Origin of the sequence: Haloarcula terrestris, from assembly GCF_031624315.1 — an archaeon.
Taxonomy (GTDB): domain Archaea; phylum Halobacteriota; class Halobacteria; order Halobacteriales; family Haloarculaceae; genus Haloarcula; species Haloarcula terrestris.
In genome coordinates, this window is the sequence record NZ_JAMQOM010000008.1 from 102,718 (window position 1) to 119,924 (window position 17,207).

Annotated in this window: 22 protein-coding genes; 4 read left to right on the forward strand and 18 right to left on the reverse strand. The window is 64.9% G+C overall.

All coding sequences use genetic code 11. The features are described from left to right. Positions 1 to 2 precede the first annotated feature (2 nt). The gene (hflX, locus tag NDI54_RS16595; RefSeq protein ID WP_310897556.1) at positions 3 to 1,313 is read right to left on the reverse strand and encodes a GTPase HflX; all 1,311 of its coding nucleotides are present in this window, start codon (positions 1,311 to 1,313) and stop codon (positions 3 to 5) included. 155 nt (positions 1,314 to 1,468) lie between these two features. Further along, positions 1,469 to 3,661: a catalase/peroxidase HPI gene (katG, locus tag NDI54_RS16600; protein ID WP_310897557.1), complete on the reverse strand. Its 2,193-nt coding sequence runs from the start codon at positions 3,659 to 3,661 to the stop codon at positions 1,469 to 1,471. A gap of 203 nt (positions 3,662 to 3,864) precedes the next feature. Here katG and NDI54_RS16605 point away from each other — a divergent pair, with 203 nt between their 5' ends. After that, positions 3,865 to 4,212 carry an FUN14 domain-containing protein gene (locus NDI54_RS16605; RefSeq protein WP_310897558.1) on the forward strand — a complete coding sequence of 116 codons (348 nt, stop codon included), beginning with the start codon at positions 3,865 to 3,867 and terminating at the stop codon, positions 4,210 to 4,212. A gap of 15 nt (positions 4,213 to 4,227) precedes the next feature. On the opposite strand, the gene NDI54_RS16610 is transcribed toward NDI54_RS16605, so the two are convergent. From NDI54_RS16610 to NDI54_RS16640, 7 genes are all read right to left on the reverse strand, one after another. Beyond that, entirely contained in the window at positions 4,228 to 4,956 is a 729-nt protein-coding gene (locus NDI54_RS16610; RefSeq protein ID WP_310897559.1) for a ribosome assembly factor SBDS, read from the reverse strand. Positions 4,957 to 5,044: 88 nt separating this feature from the next. Beyond that, entirely contained in the window at positions 5,045 to 5,821 is a 777-nt protein-coding gene (gene psmA / locus NDI54_RS16615) for an archaeal proteasome endopeptidase complex subunit alpha (protein WP_310897560.1), read from the reverse strand. 2 nt (positions 5,822 to 5,823) lie between these two features. Then, on the reverse strand, positions 5,824 to 6,309 hold the full coding sequence (locus NDI54_RS16620) for an Rpp14/Pop5 family protein (protein WP_310897561.1): 486 nt from the start codon (positions 6,307 to 6,309) through the stop codon (positions 5,824 to 5,826). Between the two features lie 69 nt (positions 6,310 to 6,378). Further along, complete coding sequence (locus NDI54_RS16625; RefSeq protein ID WP_310897562.1) at positions 6,379 to 6,768, reverse strand: hypothetical protein; 390 nt, start codon at positions 6,766 to 6,768, stop codon at positions 6,379 to 6,381. A gap of 61 nt (positions 6,769 to 6,829) precedes the next feature. Then, positions 6,830 to 7,540, reverse strand: coding sequence for an RNase P subunit p30 family protein (locus NDI54_RS16630; protein ID WP_310897563.1), 711 nt, complete (start codon positions 7,538 to 7,540; stop codon positions 6,830 to 6,832). After that, positions 7,540 to 7,965, reverse strand: coding sequence for an RNA-binding protein (locus NDI54_RS16635; protein ID WP_310897564.1), 426 nt, complete (start codon positions 7,963 to 7,965; stop codon positions 7,540 to 7,542). The genes NDI54_RS16630 and NDI54_RS16635 overlap by 1 nt, the downstream gene beginning before the upstream one ends. Before the next feature lie 7 nt (positions 7,966 to 7,972). After that, positions 7,973 to 8,158, reverse strand: a complete 186-nt coding sequence (locus NDI54_RS16640) for a hypothetical protein (protein ID WP_004515500.1) — start codon at positions 8,156 to 8,158, stop codon at positions 7,973 to 7,975. 153 nt (positions 8,159 to 8,311) lie between these two features. Between NDI54_RS16640 and NDI54_RS16645 the strand changes: the two genes are divergently transcribed. Then, positions 8,312 to 8,881, forward strand: a complete 570-nt coding sequence (locus NDI54_RS16645; RefSeq protein WP_310897565.1) for an NUDIX hydrolase — start codon at positions 8,312 to 8,314, stop codon at positions 8,879 to 8,881. A 14-nt stretch (positions 8,882 to 8,895) separates the two neighbouring features. On the opposite strand, the gene NDI54_RS16650 is transcribed toward NDI54_RS16645, so the two are convergent. The 3 genes from NDI54_RS16650 to thiC all read right to left on the reverse strand — a co-directional run bounded on the left by NDI54_RS16650 (position 8,896) and on the right by thiC (position 11,451). Beyond that, positions 8,896 to 9,720 (reverse strand): hypothetical protein, encoded by an 825-nt coding sequence (locus NDI54_RS16650; RefSeq protein WP_310897566.1) that lies wholly within the window; start codon positions 9,718 to 9,720, stop codon positions 8,896 to 8,898. A gap of 176 nt (positions 9,721 to 9,896) precedes the next feature. Next, positions 9,897 to 10,022, reverse strand: coding sequence for a hypothetical protein (locus tag NDI54_RS16655; protein WP_310897567.1), 126 nt, complete (start codon positions 10,020 to 10,022; stop codon positions 9,897 to 9,899). Beyond that, positions 10,009 to 11,451: a phosphomethylpyrimidine synthase ThiC gene (thiC, locus tag NDI54_RS16660; RefSeq protein ID WP_310897568.1), complete on the reverse strand. Its 1,443-nt coding sequence runs from the start codon at positions 11,449 to 11,451 to the stop codon at positions 10,009 to 10,011. Before thiC ends, NDI54_RS16655 begins: the two co-directional genes overlap by 14 nt. A 118-nt stretch (positions 11,452 to 11,569) precedes the next feature. Between thiC and NDI54_RS16665 the strand changes: the two genes are divergently transcribed. Continuing rightward, positions 11,570 to 12,451 carry an extracellular solute-binding protein gene (locus NDI54_RS16665; RefSeq protein WP_310897569.1) on the forward strand — a complete coding sequence of 294 codons (882 nt, stop codon included), beginning with the start codon at positions 11,570 to 11,572 and terminating at the stop codon, positions 12,449 to 12,451. After that, positions 12,426 to 13,226 (forward strand): ABC transporter permease, encoded by an 801-nt coding sequence (locus NDI54_RS16670; RefSeq protein WP_310897570.1) that lies wholly within the window; start codon positions 12,426 to 12,428, stop codon positions 13,224 to 13,226. The genes NDI54_RS16665 and NDI54_RS16670 overlap by 26 nt, the downstream gene beginning before the upstream one ends. 23 nt (positions 13,227 to 13,249) lie before the next feature. Here NDI54_RS16670 and NDI54_RS16675 read toward each other — a convergent pair whose 3' ends face one another. From NDI54_RS16675 to NDI54_RS16700, 6 genes are all read right to left on the reverse strand, one after another. Continuing rightward, entirely contained in the window at positions 13,250 to 14,080 is an 831-nt protein-coding gene (locus NDI54_RS16675) for a molybdopterin synthase (RefSeq protein WP_310897571.1), read from the reverse strand. Between the two features lie 72 nt (positions 14,081 to 14,152). Beyond that, positions 14,153 to 14,626 (reverse strand): cyclic pyranopterin monophosphate synthase MoaC, encoded by a 474-nt coding sequence (moaC, locus tag NDI54_RS16680; protein WP_310897572.1) that lies wholly within the window; start codon positions 14,624 to 14,626, stop codon positions 14,153 to 14,155. Between the two features lie 70 nt (positions 14,627 to 14,696). Further along, positions 14,697 to 15,311, reverse strand: coding sequence for a MogA/MoaB family molybdenum cofactor biosynthesis protein (locus NDI54_RS16685; protein WP_310897573.1), 615 nt, complete (start codon positions 15,309 to 15,311; stop codon positions 14,697 to 14,699). Positions 15,312 to 15,436: 125 nt separating this feature from the next. Continuing rightward, complete coding sequence (locus NDI54_RS16690; protein ID WP_310897574.1) at positions 15,437 to 15,976, reverse strand: TRAM domain-containing protein; 540 nt, start codon at positions 15,974 to 15,976, stop codon at positions 15,437 to 15,439. Between the two features lie 138 nt (positions 15,977 to 16,114). Further along, entirely contained in the window at positions 16,115 to 16,432 is a 318-nt protein-coding gene (locus NDI54_RS16695) for a DUF5783 family protein (protein ID WP_310897575.1), read from the reverse strand. A 106-nt stretch (positions 16,433 to 16,538) separates the two neighbouring features. Beyond that, entirely contained in the window at positions 16,539 to 17,198 is a 660-nt protein-coding gene (locus NDI54_RS16700) for a helix-turn-helix domain-containing protein (RefSeq protein ID WP_310897576.1), read from the reverse strand. Positions 17,199 to 17,207 lie beyond the last annotated feature (9 nt).

Sequence of the window (17,207 nt, forward strand, 5' to 3'; positions counted from 1 at the left end):
AGTCAGGCCGACGCACCGACCAGGTCCCCGGCTTTCGCCCGGGATTGTTCGATTATCGCCGGCCGCGCTTCGAACTCGATGACCACCTGATCGCCGTAGTCGACCGTCTCGACGCTGGCGTGGTCGTGAATCCACGAGACCAGGCTCATCGTGTCGTCGGTCATCGGGAGGACGAGCCGCTCGCGCTCGTAGTCCGGTAGTTCGTGGTCGATGCGGTCCGCCAGGTCGTCGATTTTGAGCCCCTGTTTGGCGCTGACAGCAACGGGATTCGGGGCCAGCGAGGAGAGCGCGTCCGTCTTGCGCTGGACCTCCTCATCGTCGACCATATCGGTCTTGTTAAGCACCGTGACGATTGGGGCCTCGTTGCGCTCGTACAGCGTGTCGTGGCTCGTCACCAGTTTCTCCCGGATCTCCTCGACGGATTCGGAGATGTCGACGACGAGCAAGACCAGGTCGGCGTGGTACACCGACCCCAGCGTCGACTTGAACGACTCGACGAGCCAGTGGGGGAGGTCCTGAATGAATCCGACCGTGTCGGTGACCAGCACTTCGCGCTTGCCGACCTTTGCGCGCCGCGTGGTCGTGCCAAGCGTCGTGAACAGACGGTCCTCACTCTCGGCCGTCGTATCCAGATCGGGGTGGAGGTCGTCGTTCTCGTCGACATCGAGGTCGTCGGCGAGGCGGCGCAAGAGCGTCGACTTCCCGGCGTTGGTGTAGCCGGCCAGCGCGACCAGATCGAAGCCGGACTCGCGGCGCTGCTCCCGGCGGTGGCGCTCGGTCTCCTCAATGGACTCCAGTTCGTCCCGGATGTTGGAGATCTGCTTTTTGATGTCCTCTTCGCGGGACTCGTCGTACTCGCCCAGACCCATGAACCCCGGACGTTCGTCGCGTTTGGCCAGGCTCGCCTTGGCTTCGGCACGCGGCAGTTCGTAGCGCAGTTCCGCGAGTTCGACCTGGAGCTGGGCCTTCCGGGTCTGGGCCCGCTGGCCGAAGATTTCGAGGATGAGCCGGAAGCGGTCGATGACGCGCACCCGCTCGGGGAGTTCGTTCCCGATGTTGTACGTCTGGTACGGGCCGAGCGTGTTGTCGAAGATGACGACAGCGGCCCCTTCACGAGCGACCACGTTGCTCAGTCGCGTTACCTTCCCCTCGCCGAGGTGGTACGCCGGGTCCTCCGTCCTGGTCTGTGTGATCTCGCCGACGACCTCGTAGCCGGCCGCCCGAGCGAGGTCCCGGATTTCCTCCGTGTCGGCGGTGCCACTGTCGACACGCTTCGCGATAACTGCCCGTTCCGTGGTGTGTGTCGCCGTCACTCGTTGGAAAACTACGGCGTCCGATTATTTAACCCCCGGGGTGGTCACCGGCGATGGATACAGAACACAGACAAAAGCCGCAAATCCCAGATGAAGACCGTGTGCGCTCAATTGAGCGCGCACGTAGCTGCTGATTCAGCGGGTCGAAACCGGAATTACTCGAGATCGAAGCGGTCGAGCTTCATGACCTTGCTCCACGTGTCCACGAAGTCGTGCACGAGCTTCTCCTCTGCGTCGGCCGAGCCGTAGACCTCCGAGATCGCCCGAAGCCGGTCGTTCGATCCGAAGATCAGATCGATGCGCGTGGCTTCCCATTTGACCTCGCCAGTGTCACGGTCGAGACCGTTGTAAACGTGTTCGGCGTCCGACGCCGGTTCCCACTCCGTGCCCATGTCGAGCAGGTTCACGAAGAAGTCGTTGGTCAGCGTTTCCGGCTCATCGGTGAGGACGCCGAGGTCGGTGTCCTGGTAGTTCGCACCGATCGAGCGCATCCCGCCGATCAGCGCCGTCAGTTCCGCCGCCGTCAGGTTCAGCAGATCCGCGTTGTCGACCAGCATTTCCTCCGCCGGTCGTGCGATGTCGTCCTGGATGTAGTTCCGCACCCCGTCGACCTTCGGCTTGAGGGCGTCGAAGGAGGGGGCGTCGGTGTCTTCCGGCCCAGCGTCCACTCGTCCGGGCTCGAACGGAACCTCCACGTCGTATCCGGCGTCCGCTGCCGCCTGTTCGACGGCCGCGTTACCGCCCAGCACGATCAGGTCGGCGAGCGAGACCTGCGTCCCGTCGGAACGCGAGTCGTTGAACTCTGCCTGGATGTTTTCGAGCGTTCCCAGAACCGTCTCCAGCTGTTCCGGCTCGTTCACGTCCCAGTTCTTCTGGGGTTCGAGTCGGAGGCGTGCGCCGTTCGCGCCACCGCGCTTGTCGCTGTCGCGGTAGGTCGACGCCGACGCCCACGCAGTCTTGACGAGCTGGGAGACAGAGAGGTCCGAGTCGAGGATCTCTTCCTTGAGCGCGGCGATCTCCTCGTCCCCGATGAGGTCGTAGTCAGCCTCGGGAAGCGGATCCTGCCAGATCATCTCCTCGTCCGGAACCTCCGGGCCGAGGAACCGCTCCGGCGGCCCCATGTCACGGTGGGTCAGCTTGTACCAGGCCTTCGCGAAGTTCATTCCGAACTCCATCGGGTTCTCCTGGAACGTTTCCATGATCTCTCGGTACTCCGGATCCTGCTTCAGGGCGATGTCCGTCGTGAGCATCATCGGCGTCTGCGTCTCCGACGAGTCGTGTGCGTCCGGGACGCTGTTTTTCAGCTCCTCGCTCTTTGGAGCCCACTGCCACGCGCCGCCAGGACCCTTCTCCGGTTCCCACTCGTATTCGAGCAGGTTGTTGATGTATCCCATGTCCCACTCGGTCGGCGACTGGGTCCAGGGCCCTTCGATACCGCTCGTGATCATCTCGCCGCCCTTGTTCCCGTTCTTGTTCTCCCAGCCGAGGCCCTGCTGCTCGATGGGAGCAGCCTCGGGCTCGGGACCAAGGTTTTCGTCGGGGTCGTCAGCGCCGTGGACTTTCCCGAACGTGTGTCCGCCAGCGATGAGCGCGGCCGTCTCCTTGTCGTTCATCGCCATGCGGTCGAACGTCTGCCGGATGTTCTTCGCCGACGCCTCCGGGTCCGGGTTGCCGTCCGGCCCTTCCGGATTCACGTAAATAAGCCCCATTACCGAGGCACCGAGTCCTTCCTGGATTTCTCCGGGCTCGTCGAACCGCTCCTGGGTGTCCATCTCGTCCTCGGGGCCCCAGTTGACGGCCTTGTCCTCCTCAAAGGCGTCCTCGCGGCCGCCAGCGTAGCCGAACGTCTTGAATCCCATCGACTCAATAGCGACGTTCCCGGCGAGGATCATCAGGTCGGCCCAGGAGATGTTGCGGCCGTACTTCTGCTTGATCGGCAGGAGCAGGCGTCGAGCCTTATCCAGGTTCGCATTGTCCGGCCAGCTGTTGATGGGAGCGAAGCGCTGTCGACCGCCAGCCGCGCCGCCGCGGCCGTCAGCAGTTCGGTACGTGCCGGCGCTGTGCCAAGCCATCCGGATGAACAACGGTCCGTAGTGGCCGTAGTCGGCCGGCCACCAGTCCTGCGATGAAGTCATCAGCTCTTCGAGATCCGACTTCACCGCTTCAAGATCGAGCTGCTGGAACGCCTCCGCGTAATCAAAGTCGTCTTCCATCGGGCCGACATCACGGGTGTTCTGGTCGAGAATCTCCAGATTCAGCCGATTCGGCCACCAGTCCTGATTGGACTTCGGTCTCTTCGGAGCCGTGTCTGCTGTATCGCTCGTGTTGGTGTCCGGTGTTTCTGCCATCTTAACAGTAAGTAAGATTCGTCCGTCGCATACAAATCTTTGGTTATGAGTAAAGAAATAGCACCGTGTCAAAAATATTTCCCTGAATTCTTCGGGACCTCCCGTTTCGCAGCGATACCACACTACCGGGACCGCACCTGAGTATAAAAAGAGAGTTCCAGGGGAGCACAAAGGATTTAAAAACAGGCAGTCAGGTACGCTGTATGGGTGAGTTCGTACTGCAACTAGATGGACTGGGCCTCCAACAGATGGGTCTCGAATTCGGTGGCGGCGGCCTCATCGGCGGTATCATCGGGTTCGCCGCGAAGAAAGTCGCCAAACTCATCGCCGTCATCGTCGGCATCGAGTTGGCACTGTTCAAATTCCTCGAGACGCGGGGCATCCTCGAAGTGAACTGGAACGCGATAGGCGGGGCCGCACAGAACGCGACCGGGACCGCCGGGGACGCGGCGGCGACACAGCCGCCGTCCTGGATCATGTCGCTGCTCGCGGCGCTGCCCGTCAGCGCCGGGTTCACCGCCGGCTTTCTGGTCGGGTTCAAGAAGGGGTAACGCGACGCCGCGGCGTCAGCCGCGCGTGCTAATGTCGTCTTCGTCTTTGATTATCTGGGTTTCCGCCTCGCCACTGGTGTGTTCGTTCACAACGTCGTAGAAGTCGTTTTGCAGGCCGGCTGGGAACGTCATGACGCCGACCCAGGAGCCGTCGGACTGCCACTCCTCGCGTTCGAGGTCGCCGAACTGCCGGATCTGTGCCTGGGCGCTCCCGGCGTAGTCCGCTGGGACCTGTACGGCGACGGTGACCTCGTCGAACCGGATGGGAATGACCGGCCGGAGCGCATCGAGGGCCTCGTCGACCTGTGCCTCGACGGGCTCCATCGGGTCGACACGGAAATCCGTTTCTTCGAGCGCGGACTCGATTCGCTCCGGCGGGTGCGGCGCGTCGTCCATCTGCGGGTTGACCGCGTTGCGCGTGATCCGCTGGATGAGCTGTTTGTGCTTTTGCTCTTGCATCTCGCGGCGCTGGTCGGCCGTGATCTGAATCTCACCTCGCTTGATGACTTCGGGGATAATCGCCATCGGATCGGTGGTGTCAAACACCTCTTCGAGCATGTTCTCCGGCGGTCGATCCCCCCGCGAGGCGTCTTCGAACACGTCCTCTGCCGCGATGACATCTTCAAGATCTCCGTCGAAGTCATCGCGCTTTATCGCTAGCGCAGCGTCCGGATCCACCAGTACCTCGAACCGCTGACCGTGGGATTCGAGGCGCGCCGTCACCGCCTCGTCAAGCGATATCATACCCGTCGGTAGCAGTGGGCCAGTTAAAGGCCTTACTGCGTAGTCGGACATGAAAAAGTCACGTCGCCCGCGAGGGCCGTCGGACGCGTTACTCTTCCTCGGTGTCTTCGTCTTCGTCTGCCTCGTCCTCACCGGTGTCGAGCAGGTCAGCTTCCGCGAGGTGGGTCTCCTTCTCCTCGTCGGTCAGCTGGCCGAAGGTCTCCGTTTCGACATCGACCGTGGCAACGCCGATGCCCTCCGGCGTGAGTCCGTCCTCGTTGACCGACGCGAGGGCGGCCAGCGCGAGGTCGACGCCCTCGTCGAGGTCCATCCCCTCGTCGTAGTGCTCTTCGAGGTAGTCCCGGATGTCGCCGCGGTCGGCCCCGACGGCGAGGGCCTTCCACTCGTAGGGCGTCCCGGACGGGTCGGTCTCGAACAGGCGCGGCTCGCCGTTGACGATGCCGCCGATGATGAGCGCGACACCGAACGGACGCGCGCCGCCGACCTGGGTGTACTGCTGGATGTAGTCGGTGATTTCCTTGGTGAGGGTCTCGACGCCGACCGGCTCACCGTAACGGAGCTGGTTCACCTGCGCCTGGCGGCGAGCGAAATCGATGAGCTGTCGGGCGTCGGCAACGTGGCCGGCCGAGGCGATGCCGATGTGGTCGTCGGCCTTGTGGATCTTCTCAACCGAGGAGCGCTCCATCAGCGGCGACCGGATGCGCTTGTCGACGGCGAGAACGACGCCGTCGCTCGTTCTGACGCCGATGCTTGCTGTGCCGCGTTTGACCGCTTCGCGGGCGTACTCGACCTGGTAGAGGCGTCCGTCCGGCGAGAAGATAGTGATCCCGCGGTCGTAGGCCTGCTGTTGGTTTTGTCCCTGCATAGTTATCGGAAATCGAGTGCTGTCGCGCCGACGAACGCGCCGTCGGAGGCCGTTTCGACATCGTAGCGCGGCGGCCGAACGATGGCCTTCCGGTCTGCGTTCTCGAACACGACGTGTCTCTGTTCAGTGGCTTCCGGCGGCCCGCGTATATACTTTTCTTCACAGGCGCGTACGGTGCCGCTAATCCCCCGGACGCGGACCCGAACCTCGGCGTCATCGATGCTGTCGACACAGGCCAGCGCGGCCCGTGCCGGGTCCGTCTGGCCGCGTCTGGTCCGGACGATAGCCTCGGCCGTGCCGTCGTAGTCGTGGAACTGGAGGACCGTCATATCCGTCTCGGCGCTGCCGGTGTCGCCCAGCAGGTTCTGGGCGGCGTACCACACCGCCCGCTGGAAGGCCCGGCGGTCGAGCGACGCCGTGGGCCACGTCTCGATACCGACGGCGAGATAGCGCCACCGGGGCCGAAGATGTTTCGGGAGGTGTTTCATACGCCAGCGTTGGTCCGGAGGACAATGAGCGGTGCGGTGTGGCTACCGGCGGCCTTCGTGCTGGCTACGTCAGAGTTCGATCCGACGAACCCACAGTCCGAGGCCGATCAACGACACACCCATCACAGCGCGCCAGAGAACCCGTGTTGCCGTGCCGAGTAGTGGCTCTGTACTGCCTTGCGCCCCGTTCAAGTACAGTTCAAGCAAAAAGAGCCCGATCAGTACCGTTCCGGCCCCGTAACAGCCGGCTGCCACCGTCTTCTGGGCTGTCGGTCGGGTGTAGAGAAACGCCGCCAACCCCGCTGCAACGAAAAGAATGCCGACGCCGAAGTTCGCGGTGAGATCGATCAGCGCCGTGAGCAAGACCGGAACCCCGAGGACCACCAGCAGCCGACGGCGCTCAGTGCCCGCTGCGGCTGCAACAACACGACCGACAACGGGCCGCGAACGGGTATCCATACGTCTCCAAGGACCTGCTCCGACAAACCTCTTCGCTACGTACGCAGAGAACCTGTGCAGTCTATTCGTCGTCGCGCTGGTCGTCGTCTTCCAGCCGAACGCCGGGTTCGATGACGGCGTCGCTCTGGCGCTCGCGGTTACGCTCCACGACGCGGCCCCACTCCGCCAGGCCTTCGCGGACGGTGTCGGCGTCGAAGCCAATGGTCTCCCCGACGGCGACGATTTCCCGCGCCGCGCGAATCTGCAGATGATTGCTCGGCGACGCCGAGACGACGAAGGGCGCGTCGGCGTCCTCAACAAGTTCCCGGAGCTTCCGCAGTTCCTTGATCGCACGGACACGACTGCCGCCGGATTCCCGGAGCACCGGGCCGAAGTCGAACTCAACGCGAACGCCGTTGTCGGCCGCCGCGTTCGCCAGCACGTGGTTGAAATCGCCGTCCTCGCGCATCGGATGGGCGAGCACGTCGACGGTCGGTTGCTCGACCGCGAACCGGTTGATGCGGCGGTCGCCGCCGTGGACGACGACGACCGTCCGGTCGCTCCGGTAGTTCCCGACGAAGCCGCTCGCCCGCGAGGGGTCGTCGGCTCTGACTTCAACGCCGACCGCAACGTCGATATCGTACGCGTCGCTGATGGCGTCGGCGTCGTAGTCCGCCGGCTCGTCGCCGTGGTTCCTGACGACGATGCCGTCGTAGCCCGAGTCGGCGGCCGTCAGCGCGTGCCGGGCGACGGTGCTGTCGCCGTCGGGGTGGGCGTAGACGGCCTCGTACATCACAACTCCTCTAAGAGTTCGCGGGCGTTCGCGACGGCCTTCTCCCGCTTTGCGGGGTAGGCCTCGACTTTCGCCCGGAGCGTGATGCCGTCGCCGCGTTCGACATCGCCGCCGAAGGCGGCCTGCTTGTCGAAGGTGAGAAAGAACGAACAGTTGTCGTCGACCCGGTCGTCCAGTTCCGCACGCACCGCCTCGATATCCGGCGCTGACGCGACCTGCGTGAGGACGTGGCGGATGTCATCCGCGTTTTCGACGCGGGCCGAGAGGACGATAATACGGTCGCCGTAATGCCCCTCGCTCTGTGCGCGCTCGATGGGGTAGTCCTCCGGCAGGAACGTCCGGAGCGCATCCTCGACGCGCTTGTCGTCCTCTGTCGCGTAGCAGAATGTCCGGAGGTCGACGTAGTGGAACGGAACCGACGACATCGAGGCCCTACTCGTCCTCGGCGGCTTCGAGGTTGTCCTCGGGGACGCCCTGCTCCTGGCCGTCCTCGAAGGAAACCGTGTAGTTGGCGTCGCCGAACATGGTTTCGACGACCTGCGTGATAGTGCCTTCCTCGCCGTCGTAGTCGCTGTGCTCGTCGTGGAGAATAACGCTGTCGTCCTCTTCGAATGCCATACCCGGCGGTACTCGGTGGCTCGTCAAAAAGGGACTGATTCAGTGTCGAAGGCTTATAGGCACCTCGCGCCAACTGCTTGCCATGAGCAGCACGGCTGGGGTCCCCGGATACTCGCCGCCCTCACCACGGGCGCTGACACAGCGTTCGAACAGATGACGAGCGTCGACGACCTGTGGTTTCTCGCCGACGGCGCCTGTCAGACCGCCGAGCAGACGTATCACCGACTCCGAGAGCAGTACAGCGGCTACGTCGAGTTTACGCGCCACCGGAACGTCCCGCGAAACCGGTTTCGGGACGTTGCCATGGCCGCCCGGGACCACGGCGCGCCCTACGGCGCGCACACACTCGCCTACCAGCCCGCTGGCGAACTCCTGCTCGTCCGCCACGAGGGCGTCGACATGTGGGTCCTGCCCGGCGGCGAACTCGACGGCGACGAGTCCCTGCAGGAGGCCGCACTGCGGGAGTTAGGCGAGGAAAGCGGCATCGAAGCGACAATCGAGGGACTGGCGATGCTCGGGCGCATCGAGTTCTACTGCGACGGCAACATGGCCTGGGGCGTCCTGCCGGTGTACGAGGCCCGAGCGGAGACGACCGACATCGCCGTCGACGACCCCGATCAGGAGATCAGCGAGGCTCGGTGGTTCGATGAACTGCCTGCCGATACGCGCGACCGCGAGGAAATTCTGGAGTGGCGCGGACAGCGGTTCGGCGGCGAGAGGTAGTCCGCTGAAACCGCTCACTCCGGCCCGAACGACTGCCCCTCACGCGCATCGGCGTTCATCCGCCGGATGGTCGCCCGGGCGTTGCTGGCGTCGTAGCCGAACAGCACGGTCTCGGCGTACTCCTCGGCCACCTCGACGGCCTTCGAGAGGTCGTCCACGTCCACGTCGACGGCGTACAGTTCGATGCTGAATGGGGTCGAAAGGCGGTCCTGCCAGCCCTTTGCGAGAATCTCCAGCCAGTAGGTCGTCGAGTAGGCCATATCGTAAATCGGGACGACGAACTCGTCGACGTACTCGGCGATGTCGTCGACGGCGACGCCCGAGCGGGCTTCGAGGTGGCCGGGGTAGGGATCGGGATACAGCGTCAGGTACATGTCGCCGGGCACACGCTCGCGGGCCTCGGCGACGAACTCCGTGATGACGTTTGTCCGCCAGGCCGACCAGTCCTCGAATTCGCTGTCGGCAAAGCGCTGCTCGCAGCGATCACAGTGGCAGTACTCGTCCCGGGGGAAGCCGACATCGTCGAGACGAACGTCCTCGTTGACGGCTGCCGCCTCCTCGATGATGTCGAGCAGGCCCTCGCGGTAGCGGTCGTGGGTCGGGCAGACGTACGTCCAGTCGAAATACGGTTGGTTCCGTGTGGCTGGCGTCCCCTCGTCGTCGAACGCGAGCAGGTCCTCCTCACTCTCGACCGCGTTGTCGCCGAAGCAGGACACCATGTTCACCGCGCCCGCAATCGGTTCGACAGCGCGGCCGGTCACGTCCTTGACCTCGTAGAACGCCCGGTCGAACTCGGACCACTCCGTCTCCTCCTCGTTGCGGGTGACGACGCCGTACATGCACGCTGGTACGGCGGTTCGCCGGGTAAGGGTTCGGAAAGCGACGGCGCTGTCGCTTGCGGTGCAGAAGCCGAAAAATACTGCCGACCGGCGGGGTTCGATCCTACCCCCCGCGATGCCACAGGCAGGGCGGCCGACAGCACGGTTCAGAGGGCGATACAGCCGATATTGCAGGCTTACCGCTTGACGTAGTACGCGAGGGCAAGCGCCATGACCGCGACCAGGGCGATGAGTTTCTTTTGCATCGTTTCAATAAACGAACACCGATTATAAAGAACTATCGCCGTGCTAATCGTCGGCACGCCCCTCTGGATCAGCACGCGTCTCGCCGTCAGGGGCGGGGATATCGGCCTCGTCGTGAGTGCCGACCGGCGGTCGGTTCACCTCCGCGGCGGGAGAGGCAGCGAGGTCAGTCCGGTCGTCGCCGTCGGCCTCGATCACGTCCATCTCACCGCCGTCGCGTGCGTCCTGATCGATGCGCATCGAACAGAACTCTACGCCGCACATCGAGCAAAAACGCGCTTCTTTGTAGTTGTCGCCGGGAAGCGTCTGGTCGTGGTATTCGCGGGCACGGTCGGGGTCAAGCGACAGGTCGAACTGCTCGCGCCAGTCGAAGGCATAGCGAGCCTCTGAGAGCGCGTCGTCCCAGTCCCGCGCGCCCTCCCGCCCGTTGGCTACGTCGGCGGCGTGGGCGGCGATGCGGTAGGCCGCGAGTCCGTCCCGCACGTCGGCTTTCTCCGGGAGGCCGAGATGCTCTTTGGGGGTCACGTAACAGAGCATCGCCGCGCCGGCCCGAGCGGCCTCCGTCGCGCCGATGGCGCTCGTAATGTGGTCATAGCCCGGTGCGACATCGGTCACGAGCGGTCCGAGGACGTAGAACGGTGCGCCGTCACAGACTTCCTGCTGGCGCTCGACCTGTTTGGCGACCTGGTCCATCGGGACGTGGCCCGGTCCCTCGACCATCACCTGCACGTCGTGGTCCCAGGCCGTTCGGGTGAGTTCACCGAGCGTGTCCAGTTCGGCGAACTGCGCGTCGTCGCCGGCGTCGGCGAGACACCCCGGCCGGAGGCCGTCGCCGAGGCTGAACGTCACGTCGTACTCGCGGAAAATCTCACAGATATCCTCGAAGTTCGCGTACAGCGGGTTCTCCATCCCGCGCTCCTCGATCCACTGGGCAAGGATCGAGCCGCCGCGGGAGACGATACCCGTTTTCCGACCATCGGTCAGGGGCAGGTGTTCCATCCGGACGCCGGCGTGGATGGTCATGTAATCGACCCCCTGTTTCGCCTGTTTCTCGATGACATCAAGCAGGAGTTCGTGGGTAATTTCGCTCGCGTCGCCGGCGCGCTTGACCGCCTCGTAGATGGGGACCGTTCCGATGGGGACTGGCGAATGCTCGACGTTGGCCGCCCGTATCTCATCGAGGTCGCTCCCCGTCGAGAGATCCATCACCGTGTCCGCGCCGTAGTGGACGGCGGTGTGGAGCTTCTCCAGTTCGCCCTCGATATCGCTTGTTTCCTCACTGTTGCCGATGTTTGCGTTGACCTTCGTCGCAAACTCCCGACCGATAATCATCGAGTCGAGCGCGTCGTGGCCGACGTTGGACGGGATCACCGCCTGTCCATCGGCGACCTGCTGGCGGACGAGCTCCGGCTCGACGCCCTCGCGCTCGGCGACTCGCGCCATCTCTTCGGTGATGGTCCCGTTCCGTGCGGCTGCTATCTGCGTCATAATCACTAAGTTATACTACTGGATTATAAATCTGCGGTGATCGGTCATCGAAAAGAGGCCCCGTCAATAATGGGTCCGACCCCAACACCGATGTGCGCGAACGAGAAATAACCGAACAATGGCCCGACAGACTCGTCGTGCGGTGCTTGCGGCACTGGGGAGCGGTATCGCCGCGACGGCGGGCTGTGGGGCGTTCGGTCGGGAGCGGGTGGACGTGCTGGTCGCAGGGAGCTTACAGAACGCGGCCAGCGAAACGCTCCAGTCCCGGACGGATGTCAAACTCGCCGTCGAAGCCCGGGGATCGGTACAGGCCGCCCGCCTGGTCGCCGAGGGGAAGCGCGACCCGGCCATCGTTGCACTGGCGGACCCGACCCTGTTCGACCGGATCATGAACACCGCCTGGCACGCCGTGGTCGCCAGCAACAAGATGGTGCTGGCGTACAACCCACAGACGGCCGGTGGCGAACGCGTCGCGGACGCGGCGCCATGGTACGGCCCGCTCCGGGGAAACGGCGTTTCACTGGGCCGAACCGATCCGACGCTCGACCCGCTTGGGTACCGGACGCTGTTCGTCCTCGACCTGGCCGCGGACTACTACGACGAGCCCGGTCTGGCCGACGCCGTCCTCTCGCCGGACCAGACCTACCCCGAGACGCAACTACTCGCGCAGTTCGAGACGGGGGCCGTCGACGCCGCCTTCGTCTACCGGAGCATGGCTATCGAGCGGGACTACCCCTTCCGGGAGTTCCCGCCGGAGATACATCTGGGCAACCCCGCCCACGCGGAGCGGTATCGAACCACCAGCTACGAACTGTCGGACGGCACGGCCATCACCGGCGGCCCCATCGAGTACGGTGCCGTCCGTCGCGACGAACAGGAATCAACGCGCACAGCCTTCGAGGCAGTCCTGTCCGGTGACTGGCTCGCACCACACGGATTTACCGTCCGCGAGGCGTATCCTCGGCTAGTGGGAGATGTCCCGAGCACTGTCACGCGGTGAGACCAGAGCCGGCCACACGGTCGGCGTCCGCGAACTCGTGCCCGTCCTGGGAGCGGTGCTGCTGCTGTACTTCGTCGTCCCCGTGACGGTGCTCGTGCTCACGTACTCCCCGGCGGCGCTGCTTTCGAGTCTGACGGAGACGTACGTCATCAACGCCGCCATCACTTCTCTCGTCGCCGCGCTCGGGAGCACCACCATCGCCGTCGTGTTTGGCCTGCCCCTGGCCTACTGGCTCTCGAAGAACACCGGCGCGCTGGCGACCGCCGCGATGGGGGCCGTGGTCCTCCCGCTCGTGCTCCCGCCGGTCGTCAGTGGGATGTTGCTGCTGACCGTCGTCGGCCCGAACGGGCTCGGCGGCCTCACCGACCTGGCGCTGACGCGGTCGCTGCTGGGCGTCGTCGCCGCCCAGACGTTCGTCGCGTCGCCGTTCTTCGTCGTCACCGCCAAGGCCGCCTTCGACGGCATCGACGACCACCTCGAAGAGGCCTCGCGGTCGCTCGGGCGCGACTGGGTCGGGACGATGCGCTCGGTGACGATTCCACTCGCAAAGCCCGGCCTGCTCGCCGGCCTCGTGCTGACCTTCGCACGCGCGATGGGCGAGTTCGGCGCGACGATGATGCTGGCGTACTACCCGCGGACGCTCCCCGTCCAAATCTGGGCTTCGTTCATCTCGGACGGCCTCGACGCGGCGCTGCCCGTGGCGGTAGTCCTGCTCGGTGTCGCGCTCGGGACACTACTCGTAGTGCATGCGCTCCGGGCGACACCGTGGCGATAGCGGTCGGCGGCGCGAAAAGAGCCCTATGACCGCTCGTGCGCCCAGAACTCCTCGTCGACGGTGACCTCCTTCTTGAACAGCGGCACTTCCTCTTTCAGACGGTTGATACCGTCCTCGACGGCGCGAAACGCCTCACCGCGGTGGCCGGCCAGAATGACGACGAAGACGATGTCCTCGCCGGCCTCGACGACGCCGGTCTTGTGGTGCAGTCGGACCGCGTAGACGCCGTCCCGCGATTCGAGGTCCCGCCGGAGCGCGGCCATCTTCTCGGCGGCGACCTCGTCGTAGCGCTCGAACTCCAGCAGTTCCGTCGGCGGGTCCTCTGGCCCTTCCTGTGCGCGGACGCGCCCGGTGAAGGTCGCAATCGCGCCGGAGTACACCTCGTCTGGGTCCCGTTTCACGTCCGCTACGAGGGTCTCCAGCGTGATGTAGGGGTCTCGTTCCTCCAGCGCCGCAATGATGTCGTCAAGATTAGCGTCCGCACCGTGGGGCGCACGATGGACGACGGGGTCGGCGACTTCGCGGTCACCCAAGACGACTTTCGGTATCGCCGCCTCGGAGTACCCCTCGACGAGCGCGTAGTCGTAGTCGGGCGCGAGCGCATCGAGCGTCTCGTCCAGCGTCCGCGAGTCGCCCGTCGCGTACCACTCGCCGTCGTCGGTGAGTGCGACCGTCTCGGCCGCGCCAGCGTCGCGGTGGCGAGCCGTGTCCTTCCCGTCCGTGTCGATATCGGGCGCGTGCGTGCAGTGTTTGACCGTCGCGACACGTCCGGACCCGGAGAGGCGCTGGGTCAGCCGCTCGATCAGCGTGGTCTTCCCCGACTCGGAGTGGCCGACGATACCGAGGACTTGCATGCACACGAGTAGCAGGGCGACGTAGATAGACCTTTTTCCTGGCAGCCGCGAATCAGTCGTCAGTGGCCGCGCTCAACGGTCGACGGTCTTCTCGACGACTCGAATATCCTCGATAGCCGTCGTTGGATACTCGCCGTCCTCGTCCTTTTCATTGGCCTTGACCATGTCCCAGACGACGTTGAGCCCCGTCGTCACGCCCTCCAGGGCCTCCATCTCGCAGCCGGTCTTGCCGACCGTCTCGACGGCGACGGTGATTTCGACGGCCTCGTCCCCGACGGTGAACTCGACTTCGACGTTCGTGATGGGTATCTGGTGGCACATCGGCACCGTCTCCCAGGTGTGTTTCACCGCCTGAATCGCGCCGATGCGTGCCGTCGTCAGCACGTCCCCCTTCTCCACCTCGTCGGCGTCGATGGCCGCCAGCGTGGACTCGGTGAGCCGAATCCGTCCGCGCGCGACCGCGCGGCGCTGGCTCTCCGCCTTTTCGCCGACGTCCACCATCTGTGCGTCCCCTTCCTCGTCGACGTGCGTGAACTCCTCGGGCATGGCTACCCGTAGCCGGCGGCGGCCCAAAACCGTGCGGGTCCGGGTTACCGGCGGAACCTACGGGGTCGGGTTACCGCCGGACGAGACCCAGCAGGTGACCTACGGCCGGCGCGACCAGTCGCTCCGCGCCCGTCCGGGCGGCGTTCTCGCTGCCGGGGAGACAAAACACCAGGCGGTCGTCGACGACGCCGGCGGTCGCCCGCGAGGCCATCGCCATCGCTCCGACCTCCTCGTAGGAGAGCCAGCGGAACAGCTCGCCGAAGCCGGGAATCGGCCGGTCGAACAGCGGTTCGATGGCGTCGACGGTCACGTCGTCGGGCGTGAGCCCGGTCCCGCCGGTCGTCAGAACGACATCGACGCCGTCATCGAGCAGCGCGGCGACGGCGTCCTCGATAGCATCCATTTCGTCGGCGACGAGCCGGCGGTCGACGACCTCGTGGCCAGCGTCTTCGCAGGCTTCGGCGATGACATCGCCGGCCGGGTCGTCATCGAGCGTTCGGGAGGACGACACTGTGAGAACCCCGATTCCAACCCCCTCGGCGTCGTGGGCGTGGTGGTCCTCGTGGTCGTGATCCGCATGGCTGTGGTCGTTGTCCTCGTGCCCGTGATCCGTATGGCTGTGGTCGTGGTCTCCATGATCGTGGGCCGCGTCGTCGTGGCCCGCCCCGTCGTGATCGTGTCCCATACCGGGCATGACAGCCGGCGGGGAAATATACCCTCGGCTGCGGGGCCGGCCCGGTAGTCGAAGGCAGCCCCGGATTGCCCCGGGTAGCCCAGCCTGCGAGGGCCTGAGTCAGCGGCCCCAGCGCCTCACTCGTAGTACGGCAGGCGCTCGACGATCTCCGCGAAGGCGACGTTCTCGCGGACCTGATCCATCTCGACGCGGAGGCGCTCGCCCACGTCGGCGTCGGAAACGATGACGACGTAGCCGCCGTCGATACGCGCGACGCCGTCGCCTTTGTCGCCGATGTTGTCGATCTCGACCACGCGCGTCTCGCCTTCTGCGACCGGCGGCCCCGAAGGTGCGAACTCCGGTTCGCCGCTCGGCTCATCGGAACGGGACCCGGACTGCGGGTCGGACCGGGACTGCTGTTCGGATCGGGACTGCGGCTGCGGGTCGGACTCGGAGCGAGATCGAGATTGCGACTGAGACTCTGAGTCGGACTGCTGGGACTCGGGTTCGGATTCGGGGAGCGCAGCATCGGATTGGAACAGTGCGATCCGGTACAGCGCTCCGGCACTCAGGGTTCCCAGCTCGACCTCCTGTTTCGGAATCTCGATCACGTACGAGTCGTCCTGCTCCTCGACGGGTGCGGTAAAGAGACAGTGAAGATCTGAATCGGTCGCCATTAATTAGCGAGGCTAGCACTGGAACTGCATTGATTCTGGTGTTTTCGATCCGACGGGTGCCGGTGGCGTGTGCTGGCCGGTACAGGCCGTTCACAGCCGCTTAGCGAGGGGTTCGTATTCGACTGCGTTGCGCGGCGACTACTCGAACTCGAACTGCCGACGGAGTTCGCGCTCGATGGCGTCAGTAAACGCCGACAGAACCGTGTCGAACGTCTCCTCGTCGCCCGGGAGAGACTGTGCGCGGGTCGCGGTGTCGTCCGGGAGTCGGATGTGAAACGCCCCGTCGCCCTCGTACACCGGCTCACTCTCGCTGAGAATCTGTCGGTCGATCCCGCGGAGGATCTCGGAGTCGTATTGGCCGTGCAGCTCCTGATACGCGTTCGAGTACGCCGTTTCGAGCTCCTCGAAGTAGTGGACGTATTTTTCCTCGAACTTCTCGGCGTCGAACTCGGTCATGGCTGCAGTGTCGCCGGGGCGAGGGTAAAGGGTTCTGTGACGGCGAGGATACGTCGCCCGGCGCTCGAACCGCTGGGAAATCCGTCAGTTTCGCCGGCATGGAGACTCAGCGCGTTTCGAGCAAGTCGTCGAGAAGCTTCCGCTGGGCGGCGGCGAGGTGTTCAGTAAACGTCGAGGTCGAGATGTCCAGCGCGTCGGCCACGTCGCCGGCGGTCGCCTCGCGCGGGTGCTCGAAGTAGCCCATCTCGTGGGCCTGACCGAGAACCTCGCGCTGGCGGCTGGTCAGTTTCGCGCGGTCGAGTACGACCGGCCGGTCCGCCTCCGATGACGTGTCTTCGAGTAGCCGCCGGAGTTTGACGGTCTCGCCTTCCGACTTGAGATCGGCGACAATCTCCCGCAGGGTCGGCATATCGTCGACGAGAAAGGTAACGACGATCGATTCGGTGTCAGCCGAGAACTCCTGAACGACGCAGCCGGCCGCTTCGATGCGTTCACAGACACAGCCCTGACCGGCCGCCCGAGACAGCTGGAAGACGTGTCGCTGGTCGTAGGCGAAGACGTGCTCGACGTTCGAACCGTCTCGCTGTCGTACTGACGGCGGCCCATCACCGCCCTTGAGCGTGAACTCCTCGACGACGCGGTCCGGCCCGCCACTCGTCGCGCTCCGGGAGACCTCCGACACCGACCACTCGTCGTCAGCGTGTGGCTGCACCTGGCACGACCGAGGACCGAACACTTCGACCTCGGCGAGCATTCGGCCCGACATACTCGATGG